The following is a 25157-nucleotide window of genomic DNA, read 5'->3' as shown; positions in this document are numbered from 1 at the left end:
TTTACTCTTAGAAAAAAAATGATATAATGTGTACTAGGGTTAGCTAATAAAGCTAATAGGTAAAACTATTGGAAGTGAAGGTGAAAATATGGAATTAAAAGAATTACTATCAGGAATCAATTATAATCTGATTTCAGGAAATATAAATATTAATGTTAATCAAATACAATATGATTCTAGAAATATTTTGCCGGGAGATATTTTTATTTGTATAAAAGGGTTTAAGGTTGACGGACATAATTATATAAATAAAGCAGTAGCAAACGGGGCAAAGATTATTATTGTTATGGATGATGTAGCTATTATAGAAGACGTAACTGTAATTAAAGTGGAAGACACAAGAAAAGCAATGGCTTTTTTAGCTGCTAATTTTTATGGAAAGCCTTCAAAGAAGATGAAGGTAATTGGTATTACTGGTACAAATGGGAAAACAACTTCTGCATTTATGCTTAAAGCTATACTTGAAGAAGCGGGTTTTAAAACAGGAGTTATTGGTACAATAGCCAATTATATAGGTGATAAAAAAGTTAAAGCTGAAAGAACAACTCCAGAATCTTTAGAATTACAGAAATTATTTAAAGATATGGTTGATGAAAAAGTGGATTATTGTATAATGGAAGTCTCTTCTCATTCATTAAGCTTAGATAGAGTTTATGGAACTGAGTTTGATTATGCTATCTTTACAAATTTAACAAGAGATCATTTGGATTTTCATAAAACTTTTGAAGAATATTATGAAGCTAAGTTAAAACTTTTCAAAACGGCTGATTATTCAATTGTAAATATTGATGATACTTATGGGGTAAAAGTTACAAAAGATATAAATTCATTATTTACTAGCTTTGGAATTGAAAATTCAGCAGATTTAACAATTGATAAGGTAGATGCTCATTCTAGAGGTATAGATTTTGAAATAAAGTACGAAGAAATTCAAGAAAAAATAAATTTAAATATTCCAGGCTTATATAATGTGTATAATGCTCTTGGGTGTATTGGGATTTGTTTGAAAGAAAATATTTCAATTAAAGCAATTAAAAAAGGATTGAATGAAGTTGTGGTTCCAGGTAGATGTGAACTAGTAGCAAAGGAATATAACTTAGACTTTGAAATAATAATTGATTATGCTCATTCTCCAGATGGATTAGAAAATATCTTAACTACTGCAAAGGAATTTACTAAAAATAGGCTTGTGGCTGTATTTGGATGTGGTGGAGACAGAGATAAAGAAAAACGTCCTATGATGGGTGAGATTGGAGCAACAATTGCGGACATTGCTATAATAACATCTGATAATCCAAGAAGTGAAGAACCTATGGATATTATTAATGATGTTTTAGCAGGAGTACCAAAGGATGCTAAATTTATTGTAGAAGAAAATAGAAAAGAAGCCATAAAAAAAGCTATTAGATTGGCACAAAAAGGTGATGTTATAGTAATTGCCGGTAAAGGTCATGAAGATTACCAAATATTAAAGGATAAAACTATAGATTTCGATGAAAGAATAGTGGTTAAAGAAATTCTAGAGGAGGAGAACTAATGGAAACTCTTTTATTCCATGAAATAGTTAAAGCTATTGATGGAGAAATATTGAAAAAAACAACTAAAGAACAATTTGATTCTGTAATTATAGATTCTAGAAAAATTACTGAGGGATGTATTTTCCTTGCTTTAAAAGGTGATAATTTTGATGCAAATGAGTTTGTAATTGATAGCAGTAAAAAAGGAGCAAAGTTATGCATAATTGATAATCTTTGTTTCTCTTTAAAGGAAGTAGCAGAAAATACATCAATTATACTTGTAAAAGATTCTAAGAAAGCTCTTTTGGATTTGGCGGAATATTATAGAACTAAATTAAATATAAAAGTAATAGGCATAACTGGGTCTACTGGTAAAACTTCAACTAAAGATATTTTAGCGGCTATGCTTTCGGAGAAGTTTAAGGTTTTCAAAACAAAAGGAAATTTCAATAATGAGATTGGTTTACCGCTGATGATATTTCAATTAAATGATTCTTATGATGTAGCAGTGTTAGAAATGGGTATGAGTGGATTTGGCGAAATAAATAATTTAGCAAGAGTAGCAAGGCCAGATTTAGCCATTATAACAAACATAGGAGTATCTCATATTGAACATTTAAAGACTAGGGAAAACATTCTAAAAGCAAAATTAGAAATTGTGAACTATTTTAGTGAAAAATCTTCATTAATCGTGAATGGTGAAAATGATTTATTAAGTACATTAAGTAGTAATAAATTTGATTTATTTAAAATAGGATTAGATAGAAACAAAAATACTTTTGCAACAGATATAGAAATTTTACCAGCATCTTCTAAGTTTAAAGTTGTAACTTTTAATGGAACACATGAATTTAACTTGAATATGCCAGGTGAACATAATATTCTAAATACTTTATTGTGTATAGAATGTTGTGAACTTTTAGGTATGAGTTTTGAAGAGATGGAAAAAGGGTTAAACAATATAGAAAGAACTTCTATGAGGTTAGATATTGTTAAGGGTGATAAATTCACAATTATTGATGATTGTTATAATGCAAGCCCAGATTCAACAAAAGCAGCTATTGAAGTGCTAGCTTCCTTTAAAGATAAAAGAAAAGTTGCAATCCTTGGTACCATGAAAGAACTAGGGGAAGAAGCTTATAAACATCATGAATCAGTAGGAAAGCATTTAAAGAAAAATAATATAGATATTTTAGTTAGTTGTGGAGAATATGGGAAAGCATATTTTGGTGGATTTGAAAAGGAAAACAATTCATTTTTGTTTGCTAATATTGAAGAGATGGCCTCTAATATATCCTTTCTTCTTAAAAAAGATGATGTTCTCTTGGTTAAAGCCTCAAGAAGTGAAAAATTTGAAAATATTGTTAACTTATTAAAAAGCTTAGATATAAAAGGAGAGTAATCATGCAAAGTGTAATTTATTCAGTTATAGTAGCGTTTTTTATATCATTGGTTTTAGGACCTATAATAATCCCAATGTTACATAAATTAAAGTTCGGACAAAATATAAGAGAAGAAGGGCCTAAAAGTCACCAGAAAAAATCTGGAACGCCATCTATGGGGGGAATTATTTTTATAATTTCTTCGGTTGTAACTATTTTTTTGGTGGATCGTAATTTGAGTTCTTCTTCCTTAGCAATTATCTTTGCTTTAATTGCTTTTGGAGCAATTGGGTTTACGGATGATTATTTGAAAATTGTTAAAAAGAAAAATGAAGGGTTAAAGCCTAAACAAAAAATGATACTTCTTATAATAGCAGCCACAGCACTTGCGATATTTGGATATACATCTCCAGAAGTAGGTACAAAGATTTTTATTCCTTTTCTAAAAAGTGAATGGGAACTAGGAATTCTATTTATTCCTTTTATAGTAATCTATTTTGCTGCTACAACAAATGCAGTAAATTTAACTGATGGATTAGATGGACTTTCTACTACTATTACTATTTTAGTGATGACATTCTTTGCTTCAGTATCTTTAATCTTAGGGAATATTCAAGTGGCTTTATTTTGTGGAGCATTAGCTGGTGCCTTACTTGGATTTTTACAATTTAATGCTTATCCAGCAAAAGTATTTATGGGTGATACAGGTTCTTTAGCATTGGGAGGAGCTTTAGCTACTATAGCAATGGTATTAAAATTACCTTTGTTGGTTATAATTGTAGGAGGAGTGTATTTAGGAGAAACTCTTTCAGTTATAATTCAAGTAATTTCTTTCAAAACAACAGGAAAAAGAGTTTTTAAGATGAGTCCCATTCACCATCATTTTGAATTAATGGGATGGCATGAAACTAGAGTTGTTGTAGTATTTTCTATTGTTACAATTATATTATGTTTGATAGGTTTTTTATCTATTACATAAGCTGGCGTTTTTTTTACAGGAGGAAGTTTTATGAGTAAGTCTTTACTTAGAAAGCAACAAGTAGATTTTATTCTATTATCTTGTATAATGTCTTTGGTTGCAATTGGTGTAATTATGGTTTATAGCGCAAGTTCGCATATTGCATTATATAAATATAAGAATGACTTATATTTTTTAAAACGCCAAGGAGCCTTTGCATTTCTAGGATTTACATCAATGTTTTTTATATCAAGAATCGATTATCATTGGTTTAGACATCATACAGGAAAGATAATGATAATAGTAGTTGCATTTTTATTACTAGTTTTGCTACCTATTTTCCCCTCAATTAATGGAGCTAGAAGGTGGATTATTATAGGTCCAGTATCAATTCAACCATCTGAAATGGCAAAGTATGTTGTTGTGTTGTATATGGCTAAAAGCATTACCAATAAAGGAAATCAAATAAAAAGTTTTCTTTACGGGGTACTACCATACTTATTAGTGTCAGGTTTTTTTGCAGGGCTAGTATTAGCAGAAAAGAATTTAAGTATAGCTGCGGTAATAATGATAGTTACTATTATTGTTTTATTTGCTGCGGGATGTAAATTTATTCACATTTGTTTAGTAGGTGGATTTGTAGGAGCATTAGGAGTAGCGGCAACAGTTTTTCAACCATATAGAATGCAAAGATTTCTAACTTTTTTAGATCCTTGGGCTGATCCTAAAGGAGCGGGGTATCAACTAATCCAATCATTACTAGCTTTGGGTTCTGGATCTATTCTAGGGCAAGGGTTAGGTTTATCAAGACAAAAATGTTATTATATACCTGAACCCCATAATGATTTTATTTTTTCTGTTATTGGTGAAGAATTAGGATTGGTGGGATGTACCTTTATTATGATATTGTTCATAATATTTATTGCAAGGGGTATATCAGTGGCATTAAATGCAAAAGATTTATATGGAACAATTTTAGCTGTAGGAATTACTGCAGTAATTGCAGTTCAAGCAATAATTAATATAGCAGTTGTAACAGGATCTATGCCAGTAACAGGGGTACCACTTCCATTTATAAGTTATGGAGGATCATCCTTGTTTATAAATCTTAGTGCCATGGGATTATTATTAAATGTATCAAAACAGGTTAAGAATAAAAGAAGTTTTTAAAATAAAAAAGAATCTTTGAGATTCTTTTTTTGTTTTAAAAAATAATTTATAATGTAATCGCTTAACGAGAAAAACAGGCTATTAAATTCATGAATTTTAGTATATAATTTAGTGAGTTTAATGAAAGATTTAATACCATAACTATTAATAAGAAAGGGTAAAGTTTTTCTTTTAACATAGAATAAAAATACATTTTGTGGTATTATGTATATGAGTTTGTATAAGAAGAAGGGATTAGTTTATGTCAAAAAAAAAGAAAAATAAACTTAATAAAATATTATTTTTTATATTCTTAATATCAATTGTGGCACTATTATTAGCTAATCTACCCATTTTTTCAGTGAAAAAAATTCAGGTTATAAATAATAAAAGTTTGAAAAGTGAAAAGATTTTGGAACTTTCACAAGTGAAATTGGGTACAAATATATTTTTTATTAAAAGTAAAAACATAGAACAAAAAATATTAAGTGAACCAGAAATTGAGGAAGTAAAAATAAATCGTAAATTACCCAATACTTTAGTACTAGATATAAAAGAAAGAAAATATGTTTTTTATATATTCAGCAATGGAAGTTACTATTTATTAGATAACGAAGGATTTGTTTTTGATAAAAAAGAAACTTTAGAGGATAACAATTTAATAGAATTAAAAGGGCTTGAATATGAAAAGTTAAAAGAAGGGGAAAGTATTGAGATTCTAGATAGTAGAAAAATGATATTGATAAGTAGCTTAACAGATTTAATGAGAGCGCTAAATTCAAATGTCAGTTATCCCACCACTATTGATATTACAGATTTATATGATATAAAAGTTTACTTTAATTCTATGGAAGTGAGAATTGGTAATATCGAAAACTTAAAAGATAAGTTTAATATTGGCATAAATATTTTAAATGAAAAAGATTTAGCAGATAAAAAAGGGTATATTGAAGTTAATTATGGAGGTAATCCTGTATTTTATATAGAAAACTAGGAGGAAAAAATGAATAAAACAAGTGGCAAAATTGCATTAGGAATTGTTTCTCTTTTATTAGGGCTTATGTTAACCTATCAGTTGAGAGCTGTTGCTAAAAACAAAAAAATAACGGGTAATAATGATGTGGCTACAATTACAATTGAAGTTGAAAAGTTAACTAAACAGAAAGCAGATATGCAGAAACAAATAGATGAACTACAAATACAAATTCAGAATTATGAAAAAGCAGTAAGTGAAGATACTTTATCAAAAGCTTTAGTTCAAGAACTGGATAGCACTAGAATGCTACTAGGCTCTACAGATGTTCAGGGAGAAGGAATAATTTTAACAATTGAAGCAGAAGAGGATATTTTTTCTGCTCAAAGTCCACAATATGGAGTAGATTATGGTGATTTAGTTAGAATAGTTAATGAATTGAATTATGCTGATGCTGAAGCTATTTCAATTAATGATATAAGGATTACTTCAAGAACAGGAATTAGATTAGCAGGAAATGCTATAATTATTAATGAAGAAAAAATATCTCCAGTTGAGACAGTTACTATAAAAGCAATTGGAAATAAAAATAAACTTTCAAAAGCACTAGAGTTTCCAGGAATACTTGATACTGGATTTACGGGATTTACTACAAAATTGACACCGTCTGATAAAGTAGAAATCTCTAAGTACAATGTTACTTTGAATTTTATGTATGCAAAACCTATAAATAATAATTGAGGTGTATTTATGATAATTTTTATTGGTCTTATTATTGGAGTTTTAATTGGAATGTTCACAAATTTTTCAATACCAGCACAGTTTGATGCTTATTTATCTGTTGCTATTTTTGCTTGTTTAGATTCAGTTTTTGGTGCACTTAAATCTGTATTAAAAAAAGAATTTAGAACAGATGTCTTTATTTCAGGTTTTTTTGGTAATGCAATTTTAGCTGTTGCATTAACATACTTAGGAGATAAATTAGGCATGCCTATATATATTGCTGCAGTTATAGTATTTGGGGGAAGAATTTTTGATAATTTTTCTACAATTAGAAGAGTGTTATTAAGTAAACTTGAAGAAAGTAGATTGCATTAAGAGGTGATTAAATGAAAAAAAACCAAGCAAATATTTTTATATTTATTGCATCGGTTTTAGTTGGGGTATTGATATCATTAAATGTACTAGGTAACACTGGAAGTCAAAAGATATATTTGGACCCAGAAGATTTCGTAGAAGCTTATAATGAAAAGGTAAAATTAACAAATGAACTTACTAATTTAAATAAAACCTTATATGAGCAAAGTAAAAAAATTGGGTCATATAAAAGTGCTTCAAATAATAATGAAGAAATAGTAGAAGAAATGAAGAGTGAGCTTACTAATAATTATATGAATTTAGGTAAAACTGATGTAGAAGGGGAAGGAATAACTATAACCTTAACAGATGGGGATGAAGTTCTTCCTTTTGGTGGAAATTTAATTCATGATAACGACGTTTTAAATTTGATTAACGACCTTAAAAATGCAGGTGCTGAAGTCATTTCTATTAATGGACAGAGAATAACTGATCAATCGGATATTTTTTGTAGTGGACCTTTTATTGAGGTTAATGGGGTTAAAAACCCAACTCCCTTTATAATAAGTGCTATTGGAAACAAAATGCAAATGGCTAGTTACATGGAATCAGAAGGAAAAAAAATCTCTAATTTGAAAATTAGAGGAATAAAAGTAAAACTTGTAACGTTGGATAATATAAAAATTCTTGCTTTTAATGGAGAATTAAATTATAACTATTTGAGTAAGAAAGATTCGGAAGAAAAGTCTACTAATTAATTTTCAGGGGTGATAAAATGACAATTGAAAATAATTTAATAAATATTAGAGAAAGTTTAGAAGGTAAGGAAGTTGGAATAATAGCAGTATCTAAAACTAGAACTATACAGGAAATGGAAAAGGCTTATTCACAAGGAATAAGAGATTTTGGAGAAAATAAAGTTCAGGATTTTATTACAAAATATGATGAATTTCATAAAGATGTAAAATGGCATTTTATTGGACATTTACAAAAAAATAAAGTAAAATATATAGTAGGAAAAGTTTTTTTAATACATTCTTTAGATTCAATTAAACTTTTAGAGGAACTAGAAAAGAAATATGCTAAAGAAAATAGTTTTGTGGATGCACTAATTCAAATAAATATATCTAAAGACATAAAAAAATGGGGTATATTCATAGAACAAGTAGAAGAATTTATTAAAGAGTGTGAAAAATGTAAGCATGTGAGAATTAAAGGTTTGATGACAGTTATTTCAAAAGGAAATGAAAAGCATTGTAGGGATCAATTCCTTTTAATGAAGAATTTGTTTGAAGATTTAGGAAAAAGAGAATTTAAAAATGTAAATATGAAATACTTATCTATGGGAATGTCAGGAGATTATGCTTACGCAGTAGAAAACGGTTCTAACTTGATAAGAATTGGTGAAGGTATTTTTGGGAAAAGAGATTATTCCAAATAATAGGGGGAAAGTAAATTGGCTAAGGTTTTTAATAAAGTTAAAGGATTTCTGGGATTTTCAGATGAATATGATGAAATAGAAGAATACGATGATGAAATAAATGAAAAACAAAATGAAGTTAGTAACATGATTAATTATGCAAATGCTAACAAAGGAGTGTCTAGAACAGCTTCAAAGGTTGTTTCTTTGCATACAACTCAAGACACAAAAATTGTAATTATAAAACCTACACATTATAATGATTCTGTTGAAATTTGTGATAACTTAAAGGAAAGAAAAGTTTCTTTAATAAATTTAACAGCCTTGGAATCTAGTACAGCTCAAAGATTACTAGATTTTATTGCAGGAGCATCTTATGCATTAGAGGGTGTACTTGAAGAGGTAAATAAAGGGGTATACGTTTTGTCACCTTCCAATGTGGAAGTTTCAAATGAACTTAAATCAGAATTAAAAAATAAAGGAATACTTAATTGGAGTAAATAATTAAATTTTCTTGGTTAGGAATACATATGAATAAATTAGAGTTTTTAAAGTATTTTGATGCTGAAAGTAGTTTGTTAGTTTCAAATATATTTGAAAAGATAATGCTTTGTTCCAAAATTGGAATTATAAAAGGAAGCGATATTTTCTTAACACCTGATGTTTGGGTAGTTTTAAAAAAAATCGAAAACAAATTGCCATGTAAAATAATTTTAGATGGAGTATTTGAGGAGTCAGATAGAAAATATGCAATTTTTCTTCCTAAAGAAAACTTTGGCTATGCTGAAGAAAAATTTATAAAAGTTTTAAAGATTGAAAATATGTCTAAGTACAAGGAATTAACACATTCTCATTATTTGGCAACTTTAATTCATTTGGGTTTAAAAAGAGAAGTTTTTGGAGATTTAATCATAAAGGATAACTGTTGTTTTTGTACTGTAATAGAAAATATGGCTCAATTTGTGTGTGAAAATCTTCAAACAATAAATAAAAATCCAGTTCAAGTTCATATATTAAATATAAATAGTGAACAATTACCACAATTAAATTACTTAGATAAGATGATAAATATTCCATCTTTAAGATTGGATGCAGTAGCTTCTACAGCATTTAATATTTCTAGGTCAGAGGTTGTTGAAAAAATAAGTAAAGGTAATTTGATACTCAATTATAAAAAGCAGTATAAAAAGGATTTCATTATCAAGGAACAGGATATTATTACTTTAAGAGGTAGTGGAAAAATAAGAGTGTTGAACGTTGCTGGAGAAACTAAAAAAGGAAAACTTAAGTTAAAAATTAAAATATACAATTGATTATGGGGGTGTCTACATTGAAAATAACAGTTATGGATATAGAAAATAAAGAATTTAAAAAAGGCTTTAGAGGGTATGAAGTAAATGATGTTGATGAATTTTTAGAAGATATTGCAGAAGATTATGAAACTTTGTACAAAGAGAATTCATCTTTAAAAGAAAGATTAGAAGTCCTAGATGAAAAGCTAGATAATTACAAAATGATAGAAAATACAATAAATAATACTTTGTTAATGGCACAAAAAAGTTCAGAACAATTAAAGATAAATTCTGAAAGTGAAGCACAATTAATAATAAATAGAGCTAATGAAGCTGCAAAAAAAATAATTGATAATTCTCAAAGTGAAGTTATAAAGATAAAAAATGAATATGACAAAATCAAAAACCAATATATGTCATTTAAGACTAAATACAAAAATTTTATGATTTCTCAAACAGAATTGTTTAATGAATTGGAAAAAGATTTTTCAAGAAACTTTAGTATAGCTTTTACTGAAGAAACACCAATAGTGTCAAAATCAATGGAAAATGAAATTGATGCTTTATTTACTAAAGAGAATGAAGTTGCAGCAGGTATAGAGGAAATAGTAAATTTGGACTCTAAAGAAATTGAATTTTTAAATAAAGAATTAAAAGAAAAAACAGAAGTAGAAGATGAAGAATTAGAAAATTTAGAAGAAGAGATTGAAGAAATTTAAAAGAGATAAAGTAAAAGTCTTACTCAAGAGAGTAGGACTTTTAAGTTTCTCATTGTATTAAATGCGAAAATTTGATAAAGTATATATGGTAGTTAGCTCTGAACTTAATTCTAAAAGCTAATACACAGAATAACTATAAATTAATTAACTTAGGAGGTTTTTATGAGAATAGGAATAATAGGAGCAATGGATGAAGAGGTAAGTATTTTGCTCCAAGATATAGAATTAGAAAAAAAAATAACAAAAGCTGGTATGGAATTTAATTTAGGTAAATTGTATAGTAAAAATGTAGTTGTGGTAAAAAGCGGTATAGGAAAAGTAAATGCTGCAGTGTGTACTCAAATTTTAATTGATGACTATGCAGTAGATTCTGTTATAAATATAGGCGCAGCAGGTGGTATTGGAGAAGAAGTTCTTCCAGGTGACGTAGTTATTGCAACTTCTTTAATTCATCATGATATGGATGTTACAGCTTTTGGAACTCCAATTGGTCAAATACCAAGAATGGATTGCTTTGATTTTAAAAGCGACGAAAAATTATTAAAGCTTACCATTAAATCTGCAGAAAATATAAAGGATATTAAAATACACAAGGGTATTATTGTATCAGGAGATCAATTTATAGATAGTGTTGAAAAAGTTAAATGGTTTAGTGAAGAATTCCATGCTTTAGCTTGTGAAATGGAAAGCGCTAGTATAGCACAAGTTTGTTATTTAAATAATAAAGCTTTCGTAATTATAAGATCAATATCAGACAATGCTTGCACAGGAGCACATATGGATTTTAATAAATTTGTTCCTTTAGCAGTTAAAAATTCAAGTATTATTATCAAAAATTTACTTCCTTCAATTTAAATCTGACTTACCAATAATTATCTTTATATATAATCACTATTCTGGTTAAAATAATACAGAGGTGTTGTATATGAATAGGGAGAAAATTAAAATTTTTGAAGAAAAGTTGCTAAAAGAGAAAAAAGAAAAAGAAGATTTGATAAAAGCAATAAAGGATGAAAAACAAGATAATTCTATTAATGAACTATCTAACTATGATAACCATCCTTCTGATTCTGCAACAGAATTGTTTGAAGTTGAAAAAGCAATGGCCTTACAAGCGGAACAAGAAAGAATTTTAGATCAAGTTAATTCAGCATTAGAAAATATTCATCAACAGAATTATGGTCATTGTAAAAATTGTGGTGCACCCATTGTAGAAAAAAGACTTGAGGAAATTCCTTACACGAATATTTGTTCTAAATGTGCACTAGAAAAAGAAAATATTACAACTGAAAATACTTTTAATCAAGCGGTGAATGAAATTGTAATAAGTACTTCTTTTCAAGGAAGAGGCAAAGAATTTAATACTGGAACTGATTCGGCTTATGAAAAATTAGAATCTTTTAATATGATGGAAAACATGGAAGAATTCAGTGATTATGAAGAGGACTATGAGGATTCTATTGAAAAAATAAGCAACCAGCAATATAAAAATCAGCTTCAATAAAAAGGTGGGGGCAAATTGGAAATTTTAATTATAATCCTAGGTATAGCACTAGATAGAATAACTAAGTATTGGGCATTAAATTCATTAAAGATAAATGGAGGAGTAGAAATCATAAAAGATTTCTTCTCTTTTGAATATTTGGAAAATAGGGGGGCAGCCTTTGGTATTTTCCAAAATAAAGTAAGCCTTCTAACAATGGTAACTTCTTTAGTTTTATTAGGTATTATCTACTACAGAATTAAATACAAGCCTAAAACTAAAATTATGAGAATATCTTTAGCTTTGATTATTTCAGGAGCTATTGGAAATTTAATAGACAGAATTTCTATTAATTATGTTGTTGACTTCATATTAGTACATTATAAAAATGTATATTATTTTCCTACATTTAATGTAGCTGATATGTTTGTAGTAGTTGGAACATTTTTACTAGCAATATGTATTGTAAAGGAATGGGAATAATGAAATTTGAGTTTATAATTGATGAAGAAAATAAAGATAAAAGAATAGATGTTTTTCTTTCAGAAAATGTTGAGAATACATCTAGATCTCATATACAAAAACTTGTTGATGAGGAAAATATAATTGTTAAAAATAAAAACAAGCTAAAAGCTAATTATAAGTTGAAACTAGGGGATATTATACTAATGGACCTGCCAGAACCAGAAGAATTTAAAGCAGAGCCTGAGAATATTCCAATAAAGATAATTTATGAAGATGAAGACATTATATTAGTAGACAAAGCAAGAGGTATGGTTGTTCATCCAGCACCGGGAAATTATACAGGAACCTTGGTAAATGCATTGTTATATCACTGCAAAGATTTGTCTGGTATAAATGGGGTTAAAAGACCGGGAATAGTACATAGAATTGATAAAGATACTTCAGGTATTCTTGTTATGGCAAAGAATGATAAAGCTCATATTAGTTTATCCAAGCAATTTAAAGACCATACCATTAAAAGAGAGTATATAGCATTAGTAGAAGGAAGAATGAAACAGGATAGTGGGAAGGTTGATGCTCCTATAGCAAGACACCCAAAAGAAAGAATAAAAATGGCAATTGTTAAAACAGGTAAGAGAGCTGTAACTCATTATGAAGTTATTGAGAGATTTACAAGATTTACTTTAGTTAAATGTGAGCTAGAAACAGGAAGAACACATCAAATAAGAGTTCACTTAAAAAGTTTAGGATTTCCTTTAGTAGGAGATACAGTTTATGGTTTTAAACATAAAAGATTCAAATTAGAAGGTCAATTTCTTCATGCTAGAAAATTAGGGTTTATACATCCTTCATCTGGAGAATACGTGGAGTTTGTTTCAGAAACACCAGAAGAATTAACAGAAATTTTGGAAAAGATTAAAAGAATGGAAAAAGATATTTAGGGATGTTTAAAGGAGGAAATGGGGCAAATGGAATTTAAAGCATTATTATTAGATGAAAAAGCTGTAAATAGAACTTTAACAAGAATTTCCCATGAAATAATTGAAAAAAACAAAGGGGTAGAGGATATTGTTTTAATTGGAATCAAAAGAAGAGGGGTTCCTTTAGCAAAAAGAATTGCTGAGCTTATCGAAAATTTTGAAGGACAAAAGGTTGTGGTTGGATCTGTAGACATAACTCTTTATAGAGATGATTTAACTGAAGTAGACGAACAACCAATTTTAAACAACGAAATTTTATCTCTTGATGTAAAAGACAAGAAAGTTATATTGATTGATGATGTATTATATACAGGAAGAACTGTAAGAGCTGCATTAGAGGCAATTATAGACAAAGGTAGACCTGCAACTATTCAATTAGCTGTATTGGTTGATAGAGGGCATAGAGAGCTTCCTATAAGAGCAGACTATGTAGGGAAAAATGTTCCAACATCTAGAAAAGAAATGGTATCTGTTAAAGTTAATGAAATTGATGAAGAAGATTCTGTTGAACTTTATGAAGTAGAATAAAGAAACTCCCAAATAGGGAGTTTTTGTTTTAAAATTTATTATTTTACTTCAGCAATTTTTGGAGTTTTTGGATCTATAAAAACAGTTTTATTTGTGTAATAAATAACCATTCCAGGCTTTGAACCATTTGGTTTTTTTATGTTTTTAACTTCCGTATAGTCCACAGGAACTTTAGTTGAATTTTTTCCTTTTGAATAAAAAGCAGCTAGATTAGCAGCTTCCTCTAAGGTAATATCAGTAATGTTCTCATGAAATTTAACTATTACATGAGAGCCAGGTATTTCTTTTGTATGAAACCATAAATCATTTTTACTTGCAAATTTCAATGTTAATTCATCATTCTGGATGTTGTTTTTACCCACATAAAGATCAACGCCTTCTGAGGAAATAAAGTGTAAGGGTTTAGAGGCTTTTGATTTATCTTTTTTATTACCAGCTTTTTTCTTTATATAACCTGATTCTATTAATTCTTTTCTTAATTCGTCAATATCTTTATAATTATCACAATTGGTTAAATGAGTTAAAACTGAATTAAGATATTTTAATTCTTCTTCATTGCTTTCCAATTGTATATAAGCAGATTCCTCAGATTTTTTTAATTTATTATATTTTTTATAGTATTTTTGAACATTCTGAGAAGGAGATTTATGAGGATCTATAGAGATGTCAATCCAAGTTTCAAGAGGTTCATAATAGTTTAAAAGTTTTATAGAATCCACACCTTTTTCTATGGCATGGATATTTGCAGTTAGCAACTCACCTTTTAATCTAAAATCATCCTTGCTTTCACATTCTTCTAAAGTTTTATTTAATATCTTTTCTTTTTTCAAACAACGATTAATGTTATTGGTAATGATTTTATTTACGGATGCACTTTTATTTTTTAATCTATCTTTTTTATCCTTTTGGTTATAATATTCTTCTAACAAAATAGAGGCAGATGGAAATATAGATTTATCATAAGCACTAAATTGTGGTAAGTCATAGCAATAAAAATCTTTTAATTCCCCATTAAGAGAATAAATACTGAAATTATATGATTTAGAATTTAAAACTAAAAAATAATTATTGATGAAATCATATAAAGAATTTAAGTTATTTAAATCTAGATTTTTATCTATAGTTTCTTCATAAAGAATCTTTGATATATTAGCACTGATTCCGGCGAATATAGTCATAAATAGTCGTTCATTAAATTCTAGAGTTTCTTCAGTTATTAGATTTGTAAAATCATTTAAAGTAAAATCAAAAGGATTTAATTTTGAATGCACAGGAGGAAGTATAAATTCTACTCCAGGGAAAACTGAACGAAAGGAATTGTTATCTTCAGTCAAATGTTTTATGCTGTCCATAACCATCATATCCCTTTGTCTAACAAGGGTAATATTACTATGTCTTCCCATGATTTCAACATAAAGAGTATAGTTTGAATCAAATCCCATTTCATCACGACTTTCAAAGTTAAGCATAACAATTCTATCGTTATTTATTTGCTCAATTGAAATTAATTTAGCATTACTTAAATATTTTCTTAAAACCATACAAAACATAGGTGCTTTTATAGGATTTGGTTTAGCAACGTTTGTTATATGTAGTCTTGGATAATTTGAGCTAGAACTTATTAAAAGTTTTTGATTAACTCTTCCTTTTCTAATGGTTAAAACTATTTCGTCTTTTTCAGGCTGATTGACTTTTTCAACTTTGCCATCTATTAAAATTTCATTTAATTCATCTTTGATACTTTTTATAAAAATTCCATCTAAAGCCATGAAATCATCCTTTCTATCTTAAATGTCATATGATATAGTATATATTTAATTTTTTTATTAAGCAACTATTGATTAATATTTTAGCATTATAAATACACAGAAATATTCAAGCGTTGCAACTTATTTCATAAGTATAAGATTGCATTTTCTGGTATACTATGAGTATGAATAAAATAAATTTTTACATTATCTTGTGTATATAGGTATCCCTATAAAACAGAATGAGGAGAGTTAATATGATAGAAAAAAATATTGGAGTAATATCAGATACCCACGGATTGTTTAGAACAAAGGTTTTGGAAGTTTTCAACAATGTAGATTTGATTATTCATGCTGGTGATGTGGGAAAAGAAGAAATTTTAGACGAGTTAAGAGAAATAGCTCCAGTGGTTGCGGTGAGAGGAAATACGGATAATGGTTATTTGGCAACAAGATTAAATTATAGTGAAATTATGGATATAGGGGAAAAAAGTATATATCTTATTCATGATATTGATGGCATAGAAATAGAGCCAGAGGCTGCTTATATTGATGTGGTGGTGTATGGTCATTCACATAAACCGGATATGAAGAAAATTAATGGAGTATTATACCTAAATCCAGGAAGTTCAGGTCCAAAAAGATTTAATCTTCCTACTACAGTTGCAATAATGAAAATAAAGGATGATGAAGTTAGTGTAAAGTTTATAGAAATATAAATATATTGACTTTTATTTTTTCATAAAATATTATATACTTGGGCGATTAATATAATTAATGAGGGGGCAAAAAAATTGAGATTTACAAAAATACATGGAACGGGCAATGATTTCGTTTTAATTACCGATTTAAATAATGACTTTGTTGGAAAAGAAAAGGATTTAGCAGAAAAAATCTGTCATAGAAGATTTGGAGTAGGGGCAGATGGAGTTATTTTTGTTAGAAACAGTAGTATTGCTGATACTCAAATGGTTATATACAATTCAGATGGATCTTATGCTGAAATGTGTGGAAATGGCATAAGATGCTTTGCAAAATATGTTTATGATAATAAAATAGTAAGGAAAGATGAGATTACTATTGAAACTGGTGACGGAATAAAAATTGCTTATTTGAATTTAGAAAATGAAAAAGTAACAGGTGTTAAGATTGATATGGGAACATATACTTTTGAGCCTAGTAAAATACCTGTAAATTCTAATGATAAAGTTATTGATTTTGAATTAAAGGAAAATGATAAAATCTACAAAGTAACTACTCTTTTGTTAGGAGTTCCTCATACAATTATTTTTGGTGAACTAGATAACATTGATGTAAATGAGGGAAAAGCTGTTGAATTTAATGAGTTATATCCTGCAAGAACAAATGTTAATTTTTGTGAAGTGGTTCATCCAGGGTTTGTGAAAGTTAAAACTTGGGAAAGAGGAGCAGGGCCAACTATGGCTTGTGGAACAGGAAGTTGTGCGGCGGTAGTAGTGGCAAATATGTTTGGAAAAACTGATAATGTGGTTAAGGTTAGTGTTCCTGGTGGTGAAATGATTATTGAACTAACAGAAGATAAAAGAGTTTTTATGACAGGACCAGCTGTTACTGTATTTGAAGGAGAAATGTAGGATAGTTAAAATAATTAAATAAAAAAGTTTCTAAAATTTTAAATTTTAGAAACTTTTTTTGTTTAAAAAGAATTTTTTTGGTTAATAATTCAATTAATAGTTGAACTGGGATACATATATTTATATATACTATGAAAAAAATTCAAACATTATAATGGATTTTTAAAATTTGTTAGTTAAATAAAAAAGGGGGGCTTATGAATAGGCAAGAGGAAAGAGAAGAGAGTTTTTCAAATAATGATGTAAAAAAGATTTATTTAAGGAATGCTGAAATAGATGAAAGTCTTATTTCATTAATTTCAGAGAATTATGCAAAAACAAATTGTGTTTTTCCTTTTAAAATAGAGGGGAATGTTCTTCATGTAGCTTTTGGTGATATAAGCAATATGAGTATTAAAAATGAATTGAAACTATTAACAAGCAAAAATATTAAAATTTACGAAGAAGAAATAACAAATATTAATTATTGCATAGAAAAATTTTATGGAAACAGAACAATGAAGACCTTTAATATTGATGAACAAGGAAATTATACAAAATTAACTGATATGATAATAGCTTCTGCAATTGTAGATAAAGCTAGTGATATTCATATAGAGCCTTTTGAAGAAATAGGAAAAGTTAGATTTAGAGTTAACGGATATTTAAAGGATTATAAAAATATATCAATGAATATTGTTGAAAGGTTAATTCGTAGAATAAAAATATTATCTAGCATTAATATTGCAAGTAAGTTGATTCCTTGTGATGGAAAATTCTCTACAAATAAGTTTGGAAATAACTATGATTTAAGAGTGAGTACTATTCCAACAATTTATGGAGAAAAAGTAGTTATTCGAATTTTGAATGAAAAATCTATTGATTACTCTTTAAAAGGAATTACAAATAGTAAGGTAATTAGAAATGATTTTAAGAAAATTTTAAGAAACAATAATGGAATAATTTTGTTGTGTGGGCCTACTGGTAGTGGAAAGACCACCACTCTTTATACCTTTATTAATGAGCTAAATAATTCGGAAAAAAATATTATAACCATTGAAGATCCAGTTGAATTTAGAATTAGTGGGGTTAATCAAGTAAATGTTAATAATAAATCAGGACTAACTTTTGAAACAGGTTTAAAAAGTATTTTAAGACAGGACCCAGATATTTTAGTTATTGGGGAGATCAGGGATGAAGAGACCGCAGATATAGCTATTAGAGCGGCTATAACGGGTCATTTGGTTTTAAGCACTATTCATACTACTAATGCAGTTTCTACTATAAATAGACTGCAAAATATGAAGATTAAGAACTATTTGATATCAGATGCCATAGTATCAATTATTTCTCAAAGGCTAGTTAGAGTAAATTGCCCTTATTGCAAAGCAGAAGATAAAGAAAAAAATATAGAAAAAGATTTATTTGAAAACAGAAATAACATCAAGTTTTTTAAAGGGCAAGGATGTAATCAGTGTAATTTTACAGGCTATATGGGAAGAAAATCTATATATGAAATTTTACCAATGAATGATGAAATAAAAAAAGGTATTAATTCTTGTCTTAGTGCGGGGGAATTAAATAAAGTGGCTTTAAAACAGCAAATGATTTCTTTAAACAAAAGATGTGAAGAAATGCTTTTTAATGGTGAAACTTCTTACGAAGAATACTTAAATATTATATACAGTGTTAGATGAAGTAGATAAATATGGTGATAAAATATTTTGTTTATAATCTAGAAGGAAAAAAAATAAAAAAAGAAAGCTTATTTGAATCTATTGAGGAATTTTATTCTTATATCAAAGATAAAAAATTAATTTTATATAAATATAAAATACTTTCATCAAAACAGTTTAATAGTTCACTAGGAAATAGATATAAAATGTTAGAAAATTTGTGTGATAGTTTTTATCAAATTGAAGGTTCAGGACTTTCTTTAAAAAAAGGAATGAAATTAATTATTGAGACTATTAAGGATAAAAGACTGAAAAAAATTCTTGAAAAAGTAAATGAAGACATGAACGCAGGAAATACTTTTTATAATTGTTTCGGGAAATATCCAAAAATCTTTCCGGAATTTTTTATAACTATGCTGTCCATTGGGGAAAAAACAGATAATTTAGAAAGTATATTTAAACAGCTTAAGGATTTTTATTCATTAATGCATAAGATATCAAGCACCATAGTAAGAAGTTTTATTTATCCAATAGTTGTGATTATCTTAGCACTGATTTCTTTTATTTATATGAAACTTAAATTTCAACCAATGATTCAATCCTTAAGCTATGAAAACACAAATAATTTACAAGTAATAAATAAGTGGAGTTGGATCAATAGTATATGGCTTTTGCCAGTGATTATTTTATTTATATATATTATTTGTTTTATTTGTAAAAAACAATTCAATATAAAAATGAATATTTGGAGTGTATTACCTACAAAGCATATAAATAATTTGATCTTTCAGTTTAAATTATTAAATTCAATGTTATTATCGGTATCAAGTGGGGAAACTCTTAAATTTGCTTTCCAGATTACAAAGGATTCCTTAAGTAATGTTTATTACAAAAGTATTCTTGAAAAAGGAATTGAATCTTTGGAAACGGGAAATACATTATCCAAAAGTTTGAAAGAAATGAAGGTGATTAAGCTCATTATAATAGCAACAATTTCTATTGGAGAAGAAACTAATTCTCTAGAAAAAGCTTTAGAAAAGTGTTTGAAGAATACTGTAATTGAAATTGAAAATAAAACAAAAAAAATATCTATTTTGGTGGAACCGTTATTAATGCTGTTACTAGGAGTTTTTATAACCTATTTTATGGTTAGTATATTCACTCCTTTACTCAATATGATGGATAATATTTAATTAAAATAAAAAAAAAGGTGGTAATGAAATGAAAAAAAAGCTTATAAATAACAAGAAAAAAGGATTCTCTATTATTGAAATTTTAGTTGCTATGGCAATCACGTTGATTTTATTAAGTATAATGGCACCTAAGTATATGGCCTATAGAGATAAAGCTAAGGAGTTAAAAGCTGTGGATTTAGGAAGAAAGATATACTCAGTTTATTTAGATAGTTTTATGAATGAAGGAGGATATGATGCAGCTGTTTTAAAAGTTGATATAAATACTATGTTAGGTATTGCTGGAACTGATATTACATTAAGTGATAATGATGATCCGGTTACTATAGAGTATCCATGTGACGGAGAAGAATATAGTGTTGAGATTAATAAAGCAAATGGAAATTTTGAGGTAAAACACGACAGCAATGAAATTTACTCATCAAATCAATATAGTAAAGCTAGTGAACCAAGTGAACCTGATGCACCTGCTGGTGATTAAGTTATTACTAGAAATTAGAAGGTATATGTTATATGAAGTCAAAAGGGTTCAGCTTAATTGAAATATTAATTGTAATAAATATTGCTTTAATATTTTTAAGTTTTACAATATTAAGCTTTGTGGAATTAAATAATAGATTAGCAAATACAATGGATGTGGAATTATGCAGCAATGAAATTGTAAGTATTATTGATGGAGGCAAAAATTATTGTAGGGTTAATAAATATTTTGGAACAATTCGATTAAGTGATACCAACGAAGTGATTTTTGGGTGTAATGATAAAACAATTAAATATAAACTACCTTCTAAATTCAAATTGTATACTTACCCAAAAGAAATAATAATTAATCAAGAAGGGGAAATTGGATCAGCTTGTTCTATTTACTATTACGATAGAAAAAATAAAAGACATTGTATTACAATAAGGGTGGCAACAAATTATGTTAAAGTCAAAGAATAAAAAAGGTTTTACTCTACTTGAAACTATAATAGCTATGGAAATCACAGGGATTATGATTATTTTCATTATTAGTTTTACTATTAAATTAAATAAAGCTAAAATCACACTTTTAAATAATTACTCAAAAAATAGTGCTTTTGATGCTCTTTGCAAGGAAATAAAATATAATTGGGGATACGGGGATGCAGTTTATCTAATGGAAAATGGATTAATATATATGCAAGAAAACTCTCTTGAAACTGAGGTTATTTTAAATAGTAACTCGGTTCAATTATTTAGTAATATAAAAGATGATGCAATTGTTCAACTTGAATTTGAATTTCCAGAAGAAAAGGTAGCAAAGATTTATGTTAGTTTAAAAGATGATTCCAGCGCAGATAAAGATATTATTAAGTTGATTTCTTTAGGTAACTATGAATGGAAGTGAAAAAAGGCATTTCTTTAATTGAAACAATGATTTCTATAAGTATTTATACTTTTATTTTGGGAATACAAATAAGTATTCTTATGAGTGTTATAGGCATACATAAGGAATACGTTGAAAGTAGTAGAAAAATGCTTTATTGCTTTGATTCGTTAAATTTCTTGGAAAAGGAGATCAATTCATCTTTAAATAAAAGAATAATTGTTACCAAGAGTAAAATATCTATAGAATTAAAAGATGGAAATTATAACAATATTGATGTGTATGGCATTAAAGATAACATGAAGTTAAGAATTTCATATTACAAAAAGAAAGCCAGTGGAAGTACAACAATTACTAGTGATATTATTATGGAAGACATAAGTAAATATGAATTTATACAGAAAAACAATTTGGTTTACATAAAAATACAAATGAATAATGGGGAGATTTATAAAAGATGTATTGCAGAACGAAAAATAGTAAAGGGTGGATAGCTTTAGAAACATTGATTATTCTAGCAATTACAATAAGTGTATCTTTCTTTATAGTAAAACAATTGCTTTTAATGAATAAAATCAATAAACAATACGAAAATTCTTTTGAAGTTGAAGTTGAAGTTAAAGATGAATTGGAGTATAGCAGGCAATTTTTATTAAGTGAGCTTTCTAGTTTTTGTTACCACAATATTGAATTAATAAAAAATGATGCAAATTTAGTTTTAGAAAATTTAAACGAAAATAATATTAAATATAACAATTCATTTATAAACTATGAAAATAAAATAATAAAAATGAATTTAAAAGATGAAAAAGGCTTATTTTTAATAGAGTATTATGAGATAATAGAAGAAAAAGGAAAAATAATTATCAAATCTAGTTATAGGTAGGTGATGATATGAGGAAAGATAAATACATAATAAATATTTCAGATAAAGATGTAAACATGGTTAAGGTAAATAATAAGAAAATAAAAGATGTTGAAGTAAAAAGAAATAATAAATTTTTAACTTCCTTGATAAAAAGAAAAGTATCAATAATTTTAGAAGGAGAAGAGATTTTTATTAAATACTTCACATTACCGAAAAATTGCAAAAAGGATTTATCTCAAATCATAAAAAATAAATTACAAGAACTTTATGGAGAAAATATTGATAATATATTATTTTCCTATAATGTTTTAAGTGAAAATCAGTTAGAATTTAATGTAATAGTGTACTGCATAAATTCAGAGAAAATTTTGCAAAATAAAGAGTTGGTTTTTGGAAATCACAATGTTACGGATTTGAGTTTGATTCAATATTATTTCATTTCTTATTACAAAAAAGAATTACTAAAAGAAAAATTAATTTTCATTTTTAAGTACAATGAATTTATTTATTTGCAGTATATAGATAATGAAGTTATTAAAAGCAATTACGCATTGCTAGAATCAAAGGATTGCTACAGAATTCTTTATCAGTGTATAAACAGTATTTATAGAGAATTTTATGATAACAAAGATGAAAAGGTTTATATTTATTCTTCTCTTAAATTTAATGATGAAATAGATATGCCTATTAATATGGTATATGAAATAATTGAGTTAAATGATTATGACAAAAGAAAATTATTATTGGAAATAGGGTAAAGTATGATAAGAAAAGAAACTTTTTTACCTTGGTGGTATTTAGAAAAAAAGAATAAATATAAAATAATAAGACAATTAATTATATTCAGTATAGTATTAATTCTATTAATTATTTCTTTTAGTATAAATATTTATTTAAAAAATCAATTGACTAAATTTGATATAAATCATGATGATTTAATTAAAAATAAGAAAAATAAATATATTATTTATAAAGATAATTTAGATACAAATTTAAGAGAACTACAAATTTTTAATGAGTTGTTTAATATTGCTCAGAATGAACACCAGTTACAAATTAATGTTTCGGGAAAAAATGTTTTAATGGATTTCTATAGTAATGACCCCCTTAAAGCAAAAGATATTTTAGTTAATGTGGAAAAAATGTTTAAAATTAATTACTATAATCTTAATGAAATAGATGAAAAAATTCATACTGAGTTAAAAATGGTGATTAAATGAAAAAGAAATTTTACTTTTGGTTAGTTTTAATTTTGTTGTGTGCAGGTATAGTTAATTTTAATATAAATAATTTTTACTTAGCAAAAATTTTAACAGAAAAAGAGACTTTTATAAATGAAAGAGCCACTTCTATATGTAAATACTCAACAAATTTTGATGTGTTTGAAAAATACGGGGCTTTATCCTTGGAAAGTATCAATATAAAAAATGAAGATATAATTATACAAGGTAAAATAATAGGAAATAAGGATTTAAAACAGCTTGAGAGTTTTATAAAAGAAAATAATTTGTTTGAATTAAAAGAAATATCTTCATTTAAAAATAGTGAAGGGGTCATAGAAACTCAATTTGAATTGAAAAATATAAAATATTCCATTGGTGAGTAGTAATTATATTTGCAAATATACTGTAGTTTTGATAAAATATCATTGTTTAGAAAATAGGAGGCGCATTATGGTGCAGAATAGATTAAATACATTAAGAGAAAAAATGGAAAAAAAAGCTGTTGATGGTGTACTTTTATGGGGCGATATGAACAGAAATTATATTACAGGATTTACGGGTGATGAAAGCTGTGCTATAATCACAAAGGATAAATCTATTTTTATTACTGATTCAAGATTTACAGAACAAGCAAAATTAGAGGTAAAAGACTTTGAAATCCTGGACCATAAAGGTGATTTTGTTGGTTTTATAGCTAATTTGATAAAAGAAGTAAATTTAAATAAATTATATTTTGAAGAAGATATATTAAGTTATTCTCAATATGTAAAGTTTAAAGATGCTTTAGAATGTGAATTTCTTCCCTTAGAAGGGCTTGTGGAAGAAATGAGAATTATCAAAGACGAAGATGAAATAGCTAATATTACCAAAGCGGCTGATATAGCTGATAAAGCTTTTGATCATATGTTACAATTTATTCAAGCTGGAATGAAAGAAACAGATATTGCATTGGAACTTGAGTTTTTTATGAAAAAACAAGGAGCATCTGATTTATCATTTACTTCTATAGTTGCATCAGGTGTGAGAAGTTCTTTGCCACATGGGGCAGCTAGTGAGAAAACAATTAAAGAAAGTGAATTTTTGACCTTAGATTTTGGTTGTGTATATAATGGATATTGCTCAGATATGACAAGAACTATTGTCATTGGGGAACCAACTGAGGAAATGATAAATATATATAATACTGTTAAAGAAGCTCAAGAATTAGCTTTAGTTGAAATAGCTCCAGGTATAAAGTGTTCTGAAGTGGATAAAATAGCAAGAGAGTATATTACAAATAAGGGTTATGGTAAATACTTTGGTCATGGACTTGGCCATGGAGTAGGACGTGAAGTACATGAAGCACCACGTTTAAGCCCTAAAAGTGAAGCTATTTTAGAAACAGGAATGGTAGTTACTGATGAGCCAGGAATTTATGTGCCAAATTTAGGTGGAGTAAGAATTGAAGATTTAGTTTTAGTAACAAAAGATGGTTATAAAGTTCTATCTAAATCACCAAAAGAGCTTATTTGCATATAAATTGATTTTTTAGTTAAAAATATTTTTATAAAATATTTATCATAATTA

General features: G+C 27.3%; 31 protein-coding genes. 30 read left to right on the top strand and 1 reads right to left on the bottom strand.

The annotated features are described in order from the left end of the window. The first annotated feature begins 88 nt into the window (after nt 1–88). From BUB83_RS04620 to pyrR, 17 genes are all read left to right on the top strand, one after another. Nucleotides 89–1537: a UDP-N-acetylmuramoyl-L-alanyl-D-glutamate--2,6-diaminopimelate ligase gene (locus BUB83_RS04620; protein ID WP_073337274.1), complete on the top strand. Its 1449-nt coding sequence runs from the start codon at nt 89–91 to the stop codon at nt 1535–1537. Further along, on the top strand, nt 1537–2919 hold the full coding sequence (locus tag BUB83_RS04615) for a UDP-N-acetylmuramoyl-tripeptide--D-alanyl-D-alanine ligase (protein WP_073337273.1): 1383 nt from the start codon (nt 1537–1539) through the stop codon (nt 2917–2919). Before BUB83_RS04620 ends, BUB83_RS04615 begins: the two co-directional genes overlap by 1 nt. Nucleotides 2920–2921: 2 nt before the next feature. Further along, a complete protein-coding gene (gene mraY / locus BUB83_RS04610) occupies nt 2922–3878 on the top strand; it encodes a phospho-N-acetylmuramoyl-pentapeptide-transferase (RefSeq protein WP_073337272.1) in 957 nt (318 codons plus the stop codon). Between the two features lie 30 nt (nt 3879–3908). Next, complete coding sequence (gene spoVE, locus BUB83_RS04605; protein WP_073337271.1) at nt 3909–5027, top strand: stage V sporulation protein E; 1119 nt, start codon at nt 3909–3911, stop codon at nt 5025–5027. 241 nt (nt 5028–5268) lie between these two features. After that, on the top strand, nt 5269–6000 hold the full coding sequence (locus BUB83_RS04600; protein ID WP_073337270.1) for a cell division protein FtsQ/DivIB: 732 nt from the start codon (nt 5269–5271) through the stop codon (nt 5998–6000). A 9-nt stretch (nt 6001–6009) separates the two neighbouring features. Continuing rightward, nucleotides 6010–6720 carry a DUF881 domain-containing protein gene (locus BUB83_RS04595; RefSeq protein ID WP_073337269.1) on the top strand — a complete coding sequence of 237 codons (711 nt, stop codon included), beginning with the start codon at nt 6010–6012 and terminating at the stop codon, nt 6718–6720. Nucleotides 6721–6729: 9 nt separating this feature from the next. Next, nucleotides 6730–7077 (top strand): small basic family protein, encoded by a 348-nt coding sequence (locus BUB83_RS04590; protein WP_073337268.1) that lies wholly within the window; start codon nt 6730–6732, stop codon nt 7075–7077. A gap of 11 nt (nt 7078–7088) precedes the next feature. Further along, on the top strand, nt 7089–7814 hold the full coding sequence (locus BUB83_RS04585; RefSeq protein ID WP_073337267.1) for a DUF881 domain-containing protein: 726 nt from the start codon (nt 7089–7091) through the stop codon (nt 7812–7814). Between the two features lie 17 nt (nt 7815–7831). Further along, complete coding sequence (locus BUB83_RS04580) at nt 7832–8497, top strand: YggS family pyridoxal phosphate-dependent enzyme (RefSeq protein ID WP_073337266.1); 666 nt, start codon at nt 7832–7834, stop codon at nt 8495–8497. A 15-nt stretch (nt 8498–8512) separates the two neighbouring features. Further along, nucleotides 8513–8980, top strand: coding sequence for a cell division protein SepF (locus tag BUB83_RS04575; RefSeq protein ID WP_073337265.1), 468 nt, complete (start codon nt 8513–8515; stop codon nt 8978–8980). Between the two features lie 26 nt (nt 8981–9006). After that, nucleotides 9007–9789 (top strand): YlmH/Sll1252 family protein, encoded by a 783-nt coding sequence (locus BUB83_RS04570; protein WP_073337264.1) that lies wholly within the window; start codon nt 9007–9009, stop codon nt 9787–9789. Nucleotides 9790–9806: 17 nt separating this feature from the next. Next, complete coding sequence (locus BUB83_RS04565) at nt 9807–10487, top strand: DivIVA domain-containing protein (RefSeq protein ID WP_084133406.1); 681 nt, start codon at nt 9807–9809, stop codon at nt 10485–10487. Between the two features lie 162 nt (nt 10488–10649). Beyond that, nucleotides 10650–11342, top strand: a complete 693-nt coding sequence (locus tag BUB83_RS04560) for a 5'-methylthioadenosine/adenosylhomocysteine nucleosidase (RefSeq protein WP_073337263.1) — start codon at nt 10650–10652, stop codon at nt 11340–11342. 70 nt (nt 11343–11412) lie between these two features. Continuing rightward, on the top strand, nt 11413–11991 hold the full coding sequence (locus BUB83_RS04555) for a TraR/DksA C4-type zinc finger protein (protein ID WP_073337262.1): 579 nt from the start codon (nt 11413–11415) through the stop codon (nt 11989–11991). A 15-nt stretch (nt 11992–12006) separates the two neighbouring features. Next, complete coding sequence (gene lspA / locus BUB83_RS04550) at nt 12007–12453, top strand: signal peptidase II (protein WP_073337261.1); 447 nt, start codon at nt 12007–12009, stop codon at nt 12451–12453. After that, nucleotides 12444–13376, top strand: a complete 933-nt coding sequence (locus BUB83_RS04545; RefSeq protein WP_073337373.1) for an RluA family pseudouridine synthase — start codon at nt 12444–12446, stop codon at nt 13374–13376. Before lspA ends, BUB83_RS04545 begins: the two co-directional genes overlap by 10 nt. Nucleotides 13377–13403: 27 nt before the next feature. Further along, nucleotides 13404–13943: a bifunctional pyr operon transcriptional regulator/uracil phosphoribosyltransferase PyrR gene (gene pyrR / locus BUB83_RS04540; RefSeq protein ID WP_073337260.1), complete on the top strand. Its 540-nt coding sequence runs from the start codon at nt 13404–13406 to the stop codon at nt 13941–13943. Nucleotides 13944–13981: 38 nt separating this feature from the next. Here pyrR and BUB83_RS04535 read toward each other — a convergent pair whose 3' ends face one another. Next, nucleotides 13982–15712 (bottom strand): Rqc2 family fibronectin-binding protein, encoded by a 1731-nt coding sequence (locus tag BUB83_RS04535; RefSeq protein WP_073337259.1) that lies wholly within the window; start codon nt 15710–15712, stop codon nt 13982–13984. A gap of 236 nt (nt 15713–15948) precedes the next feature. Between BUB83_RS04535 and BUB83_RS04530 the strand changes: the two genes are divergently transcribed. The 13 genes from BUB83_RS04530 (at nt 15949) to BUB83_RS04470 (ending at nt 25109) form a co-directional block, all read left to right on the top strand. Beyond that, nucleotides 15949–16410 (top strand): metallophosphoesterase family protein, encoded by a 462-nt coding sequence (locus tag BUB83_RS04530; RefSeq protein WP_073337258.1) that lies wholly within the window; start codon nt 15949–15951, stop codon nt 16408–16410. Between the two features lie 75 nt (nt 16411–16485). Then, nucleotides 16486–17304 carry a diaminopimelate epimerase gene (gene dapF, locus BUB83_RS04525; RefSeq protein ID WP_073337257.1) on the top strand — a complete coding sequence of 273 codons (819 nt, stop codon included), beginning with the start codon at nt 16486–16488 and terminating at the stop codon, nt 17302–17304. Nucleotides 17305–17501: 197 nt separating this feature from the next. Further along, on the top strand, nt 17502–18980 hold the full coding sequence (locus BUB83_RS04520) for a GspE/PulE family protein (RefSeq protein WP_073337256.1): 1479 nt from the start codon (nt 17502–17504) through the stop codon (nt 18978–18980). An 11-nt stretch (nt 18981–18991) separates the two neighbouring features. Then, the gene (locus BUB83_RS04515) at nt 18992–20152 is read left to right on the top strand and encodes a type II secretion system F family protein (RefSeq protein WP_073337255.1); all 1161 of its coding nucleotides are present in this window, start codon (nt 18992–18994) and stop codon (nt 20150–20152) included. 28 nt (nt 20153–20180) lie between these two features. Continuing rightward, complete coding sequence (locus tag BUB83_RS04510) at nt 20181–20633, top strand: type II secretion system protein (protein WP_073337254.1); 453 nt, start codon at nt 20181–20183, stop codon at nt 20631–20633. Nucleotides 20634–20665: 32 nt separating this feature from the next. Beyond that, on the top strand, nt 20666–21094 hold the full coding sequence (locus tag BUB83_RS04505) for a pilus assembly FimT family protein (RefSeq protein WP_073337253.1): 429 nt from the start codon (nt 20666–20668) through the stop codon (nt 21092–21094). After that, nucleotides 21075–21521 (top strand): prepilin-type N-terminal cleavage/methylation domain-containing protein, encoded by a 447-nt coding sequence (locus tag BUB83_RS04500; protein ID WP_073337252.1) that lies wholly within the window; start codon nt 21075–21077, stop codon nt 21519–21521. The genes BUB83_RS04505 and BUB83_RS04500 overlap by 20 nt, the downstream gene beginning before the upstream one ends. After that, nucleotides 21512–21994, top strand: a complete 483-nt coding sequence (locus BUB83_RS04495; RefSeq protein WP_073337251.1) for a hypothetical protein — start codon at nt 21512–21514, stop codon at nt 21992–21994. Before BUB83_RS04500 ends, BUB83_RS04495 begins: the two co-directional genes overlap by 10 nt. After that, nucleotides 21958–22386, top strand: a complete 429-nt coding sequence (locus tag BUB83_RS04490; RefSeq protein ID WP_073337250.1) for a hypothetical protein — start codon at nt 21958–21960, stop codon at nt 22384–22386. The genes BUB83_RS04495 and BUB83_RS04490 overlap by 37 nt, the downstream gene beginning before the upstream one ends. Before the next feature lie 8 nt (nt 22387–22394). Then, nucleotides 22395–23126: a hypothetical protein gene (locus tag BUB83_RS04485; RefSeq protein ID WP_073337249.1), complete on the top strand. Its 732-nt coding sequence runs from the start codon at nt 22395–22397 to the stop codon at nt 23124–23126. A gap of 3 nt (nt 23127–23129) precedes the next feature. Next, nucleotides 23130–23588: a hypothetical protein gene (locus BUB83_RS04480; RefSeq protein ID WP_073337248.1), complete on the top strand. Its 459-nt coding sequence runs from the start codon at nt 23130–23132 to the stop codon at nt 23586–23588. Then, nucleotides 23585–23974 (top strand): hypothetical protein, encoded by a 390-nt coding sequence (locus BUB83_RS04475; RefSeq protein WP_073337247.1) that lies wholly within the window; start codon nt 23585–23587, stop codon nt 23972–23974. Before BUB83_RS04480 ends, BUB83_RS04475 begins: the two co-directional genes overlap by 4 nt. Before the next feature lie 67 nt (nt 23975–24041). Next, on the top strand, nt 24042–25109 hold the full coding sequence (locus BUB83_RS04470) for a M24 family metallopeptidase (RefSeq protein WP_073337246.1): 1068 nt from the start codon (nt 24042–24044) through the stop codon (nt 25107–25109). Nucleotides 25110–25157: the final 48 nt, after the last annotated feature.

The sequence above is a fragment of the Clostridium grantii DSM 8605 genome, from assembly GCF_900129965.1.
Lineage (GTDB): Bacteria > Bacillota > Clostridia > Clostridiales > Clostridiaceae > Clostridium_AF > Clostridium_AF grantii.
The sequence above is the reverse complement of the archived record's forward strand: the minus strand, read 5'-3'. Positions and strand labels throughout refer to the sequence as shown.

What these genes read in the sequence shown, in the direction of transcription:
- BUB83_RS04620 (WP_073337274.1), top strand. Translation starts at nt 89, where the DNA reads ATGGAATTAAAAGAATTACTATCAGGAATCAATTATAATCTGATTTCA.
- spoVE (WP_073337271.1), top strand. Translation starts at nt 3,909, where the DNA reads ATGAGTAAGTCTTTACTTAGAAAGCAACAAGTAGATTTTATTCTATTA.
- BUB83_RS04555 (WP_073337262.1), top strand. Translation starts at nt 11,413, where the DNA reads ATGAATAGGGAGAAAATTAAAATTTTTGAAGAAAAGTTGCTAAAAGAG.
- BUB83_RS04580 (WP_073337266.1), top strand. Translation starts at nt 7,832, where the DNA reads ATGACAATTGAAAATAATTTAATAAATATTAGAGAAAGTTTAGAAGGT.
- BUB83_RS04490 (WP_073337250.1), top strand. Translation starts at nt 21,958, where the DNA reads ATGTATTGCAGAACGAAAAATAGTAAAGGGTGGATAGCTTTAGAAACA.
- BUB83_RS04615 (WP_073337273.1), top strand. Translation starts at nt 1,537, where the DNA reads ATGGAAACTCTTTTATTCCATGAAATAGTTAAAGCTATTGATGGAGAA.
- BUB83_RS04590 (WP_073337268.1), top strand. Translation starts at nt 6,730, where the DNA reads ATGATAATTTTTATTGGTCTTATTATTGGAGTTTTAATTGGAATGTTC.
- mraY (WP_073337272.1), top strand. Translation starts at nt 2,922, where the DNA reads ATGCAAAGTGTAATTTATTCAGTTATAGTAGCGTTTTTTATATCATTG.
- BUB83_RS04510 (WP_073337254.1), top strand. Translation starts at nt 20,181, where the DNA reads ATGAAAAAAAAGCTTATAAATAACAAGAAAAAAGGATTCTCTATTATT.
- BUB83_RS04470 (WP_073337246.1), top strand. Translation starts at nt 24,042, where the DNA reads ATGGTGCAGAATAGATTAAATACATTAAGAGAAAAAATGGAAAAAAAA.
- BUB83_RS04475 (WP_073337247.1), top strand. Translation starts at nt 23,585, where the DNA reads ATGAAAAAGAAATTTTACTTTTGGTTAGTTTTAATTTTGTTGTGTGCA.
- BUB83_RS04545 (WP_073337373.1), top strand. Translation starts at nt 12,444, where the DNA reads ATGGGAATAATGAAATTTGAGTTTATAATTGATGAAGAAAATAAAGAT.
- BUB83_RS04485 (WP_073337249.1), top strand. Translation starts at nt 22,395, where the DNA reads ATGAGGAAAGATAAATACATAATAAATATTTCAGATAAAGATGTAAAC.
- BUB83_RS04560 (WP_073337263.1), top strand. Translation starts at nt 10,650, where the DNA reads ATGAGAATAGGAATAATAGGAGCAATGGATGAAGAGGTAAGTATTTTG.
- BUB83_RS04515 (WP_073337255.1), top strand. Translation starts at nt 18,992, where the DNA reads ATGGTGATAAAATATTTTGTTTATAATCTAGAAGGAAAAAAAATAAAA.
- BUB83_RS04505 (WP_073337253.1), top strand. Translation starts at nt 20,666, where the DNA reads ATGAAGTCAAAAGGGTTCAGCTTAATTGAAATATTAATTGTAATAAAT.
- BUB83_RS04500 (WP_073337252.1), top strand. Translation starts at nt 21,075, where the DNA reads ATGTTAAAGTCAAAGAATAAAAAAGGTTTTACTCTACTTGAAACTATA.
- BUB83_RS04600 (WP_073337270.1), top strand. Translation starts at nt 5,269, where the DNA reads ATGTCAAAAAAAAAGAAAAATAAACTTAATAAAATATTATTTTTTATA.
- pyrR (WP_073337260.1), top strand. Translation starts at nt 13,404, where the DNA reads ATGGAATTTAAAGCATTATTATTAGATGAAAAAGCTGTAAATAGAACT.
- BUB83_RS04585 (WP_073337267.1), top strand. Translation starts at nt 7,089, where the DNA reads ATGAAAAAAAACCAAGCAAATATTTTTATATTTATTGCATCGGTTTTA.
- BUB83_RS04480 (WP_073337248.1), top strand. Translation starts at nt 23,130, where the DNA reads ATGATAAGAAAAGAAACTTTTTTACCTTGGTGGTATTTAGAAAAAAAG.
- BUB83_RS04595 (WP_073337269.1), top strand. Translation starts at nt 6,010, where the DNA reads ATGAATAAAACAAGTGGCAAAATTGCATTAGGAATTGTTTCTCTTTTA.
- BUB83_RS04495 (WP_073337251.1), top strand. Translation starts at nt 21,512, where the DNA reads ATGGAAGTGAAAAAAGGCATTTCTTTAATTGAAACAATGATTTCTATA.
- BUB83_RS04535 (WP_073337259.1), bottom strand. Translation starts at nt 15,712, where the DNA reads ATGGCTTTAGATGGAATTTTTATAAAAAGTATCAAAGATGAATTAAAT.
- BUB83_RS04530 (WP_073337258.1), top strand. Translation starts at nt 15,949, where the DNA reads ATGATAGAAAAAAATATTGGAGTAATATCAGATACCCACGGATTGTTT.
- BUB83_RS04570 (WP_073337264.1), top strand. Translation starts at nt 9,007, where the DNA reads ATGAATAAATTAGAGTTTTTAAAGTATTTTGATGCTGAAAGTAGTTTG.
- BUB83_RS04520 (WP_073337256.1), top strand. Translation starts at nt 17,502, where the DNA reads ATGAATAGGCAAGAGGAAAGAGAAGAGAGTTTTTCAAATAATGATGTA.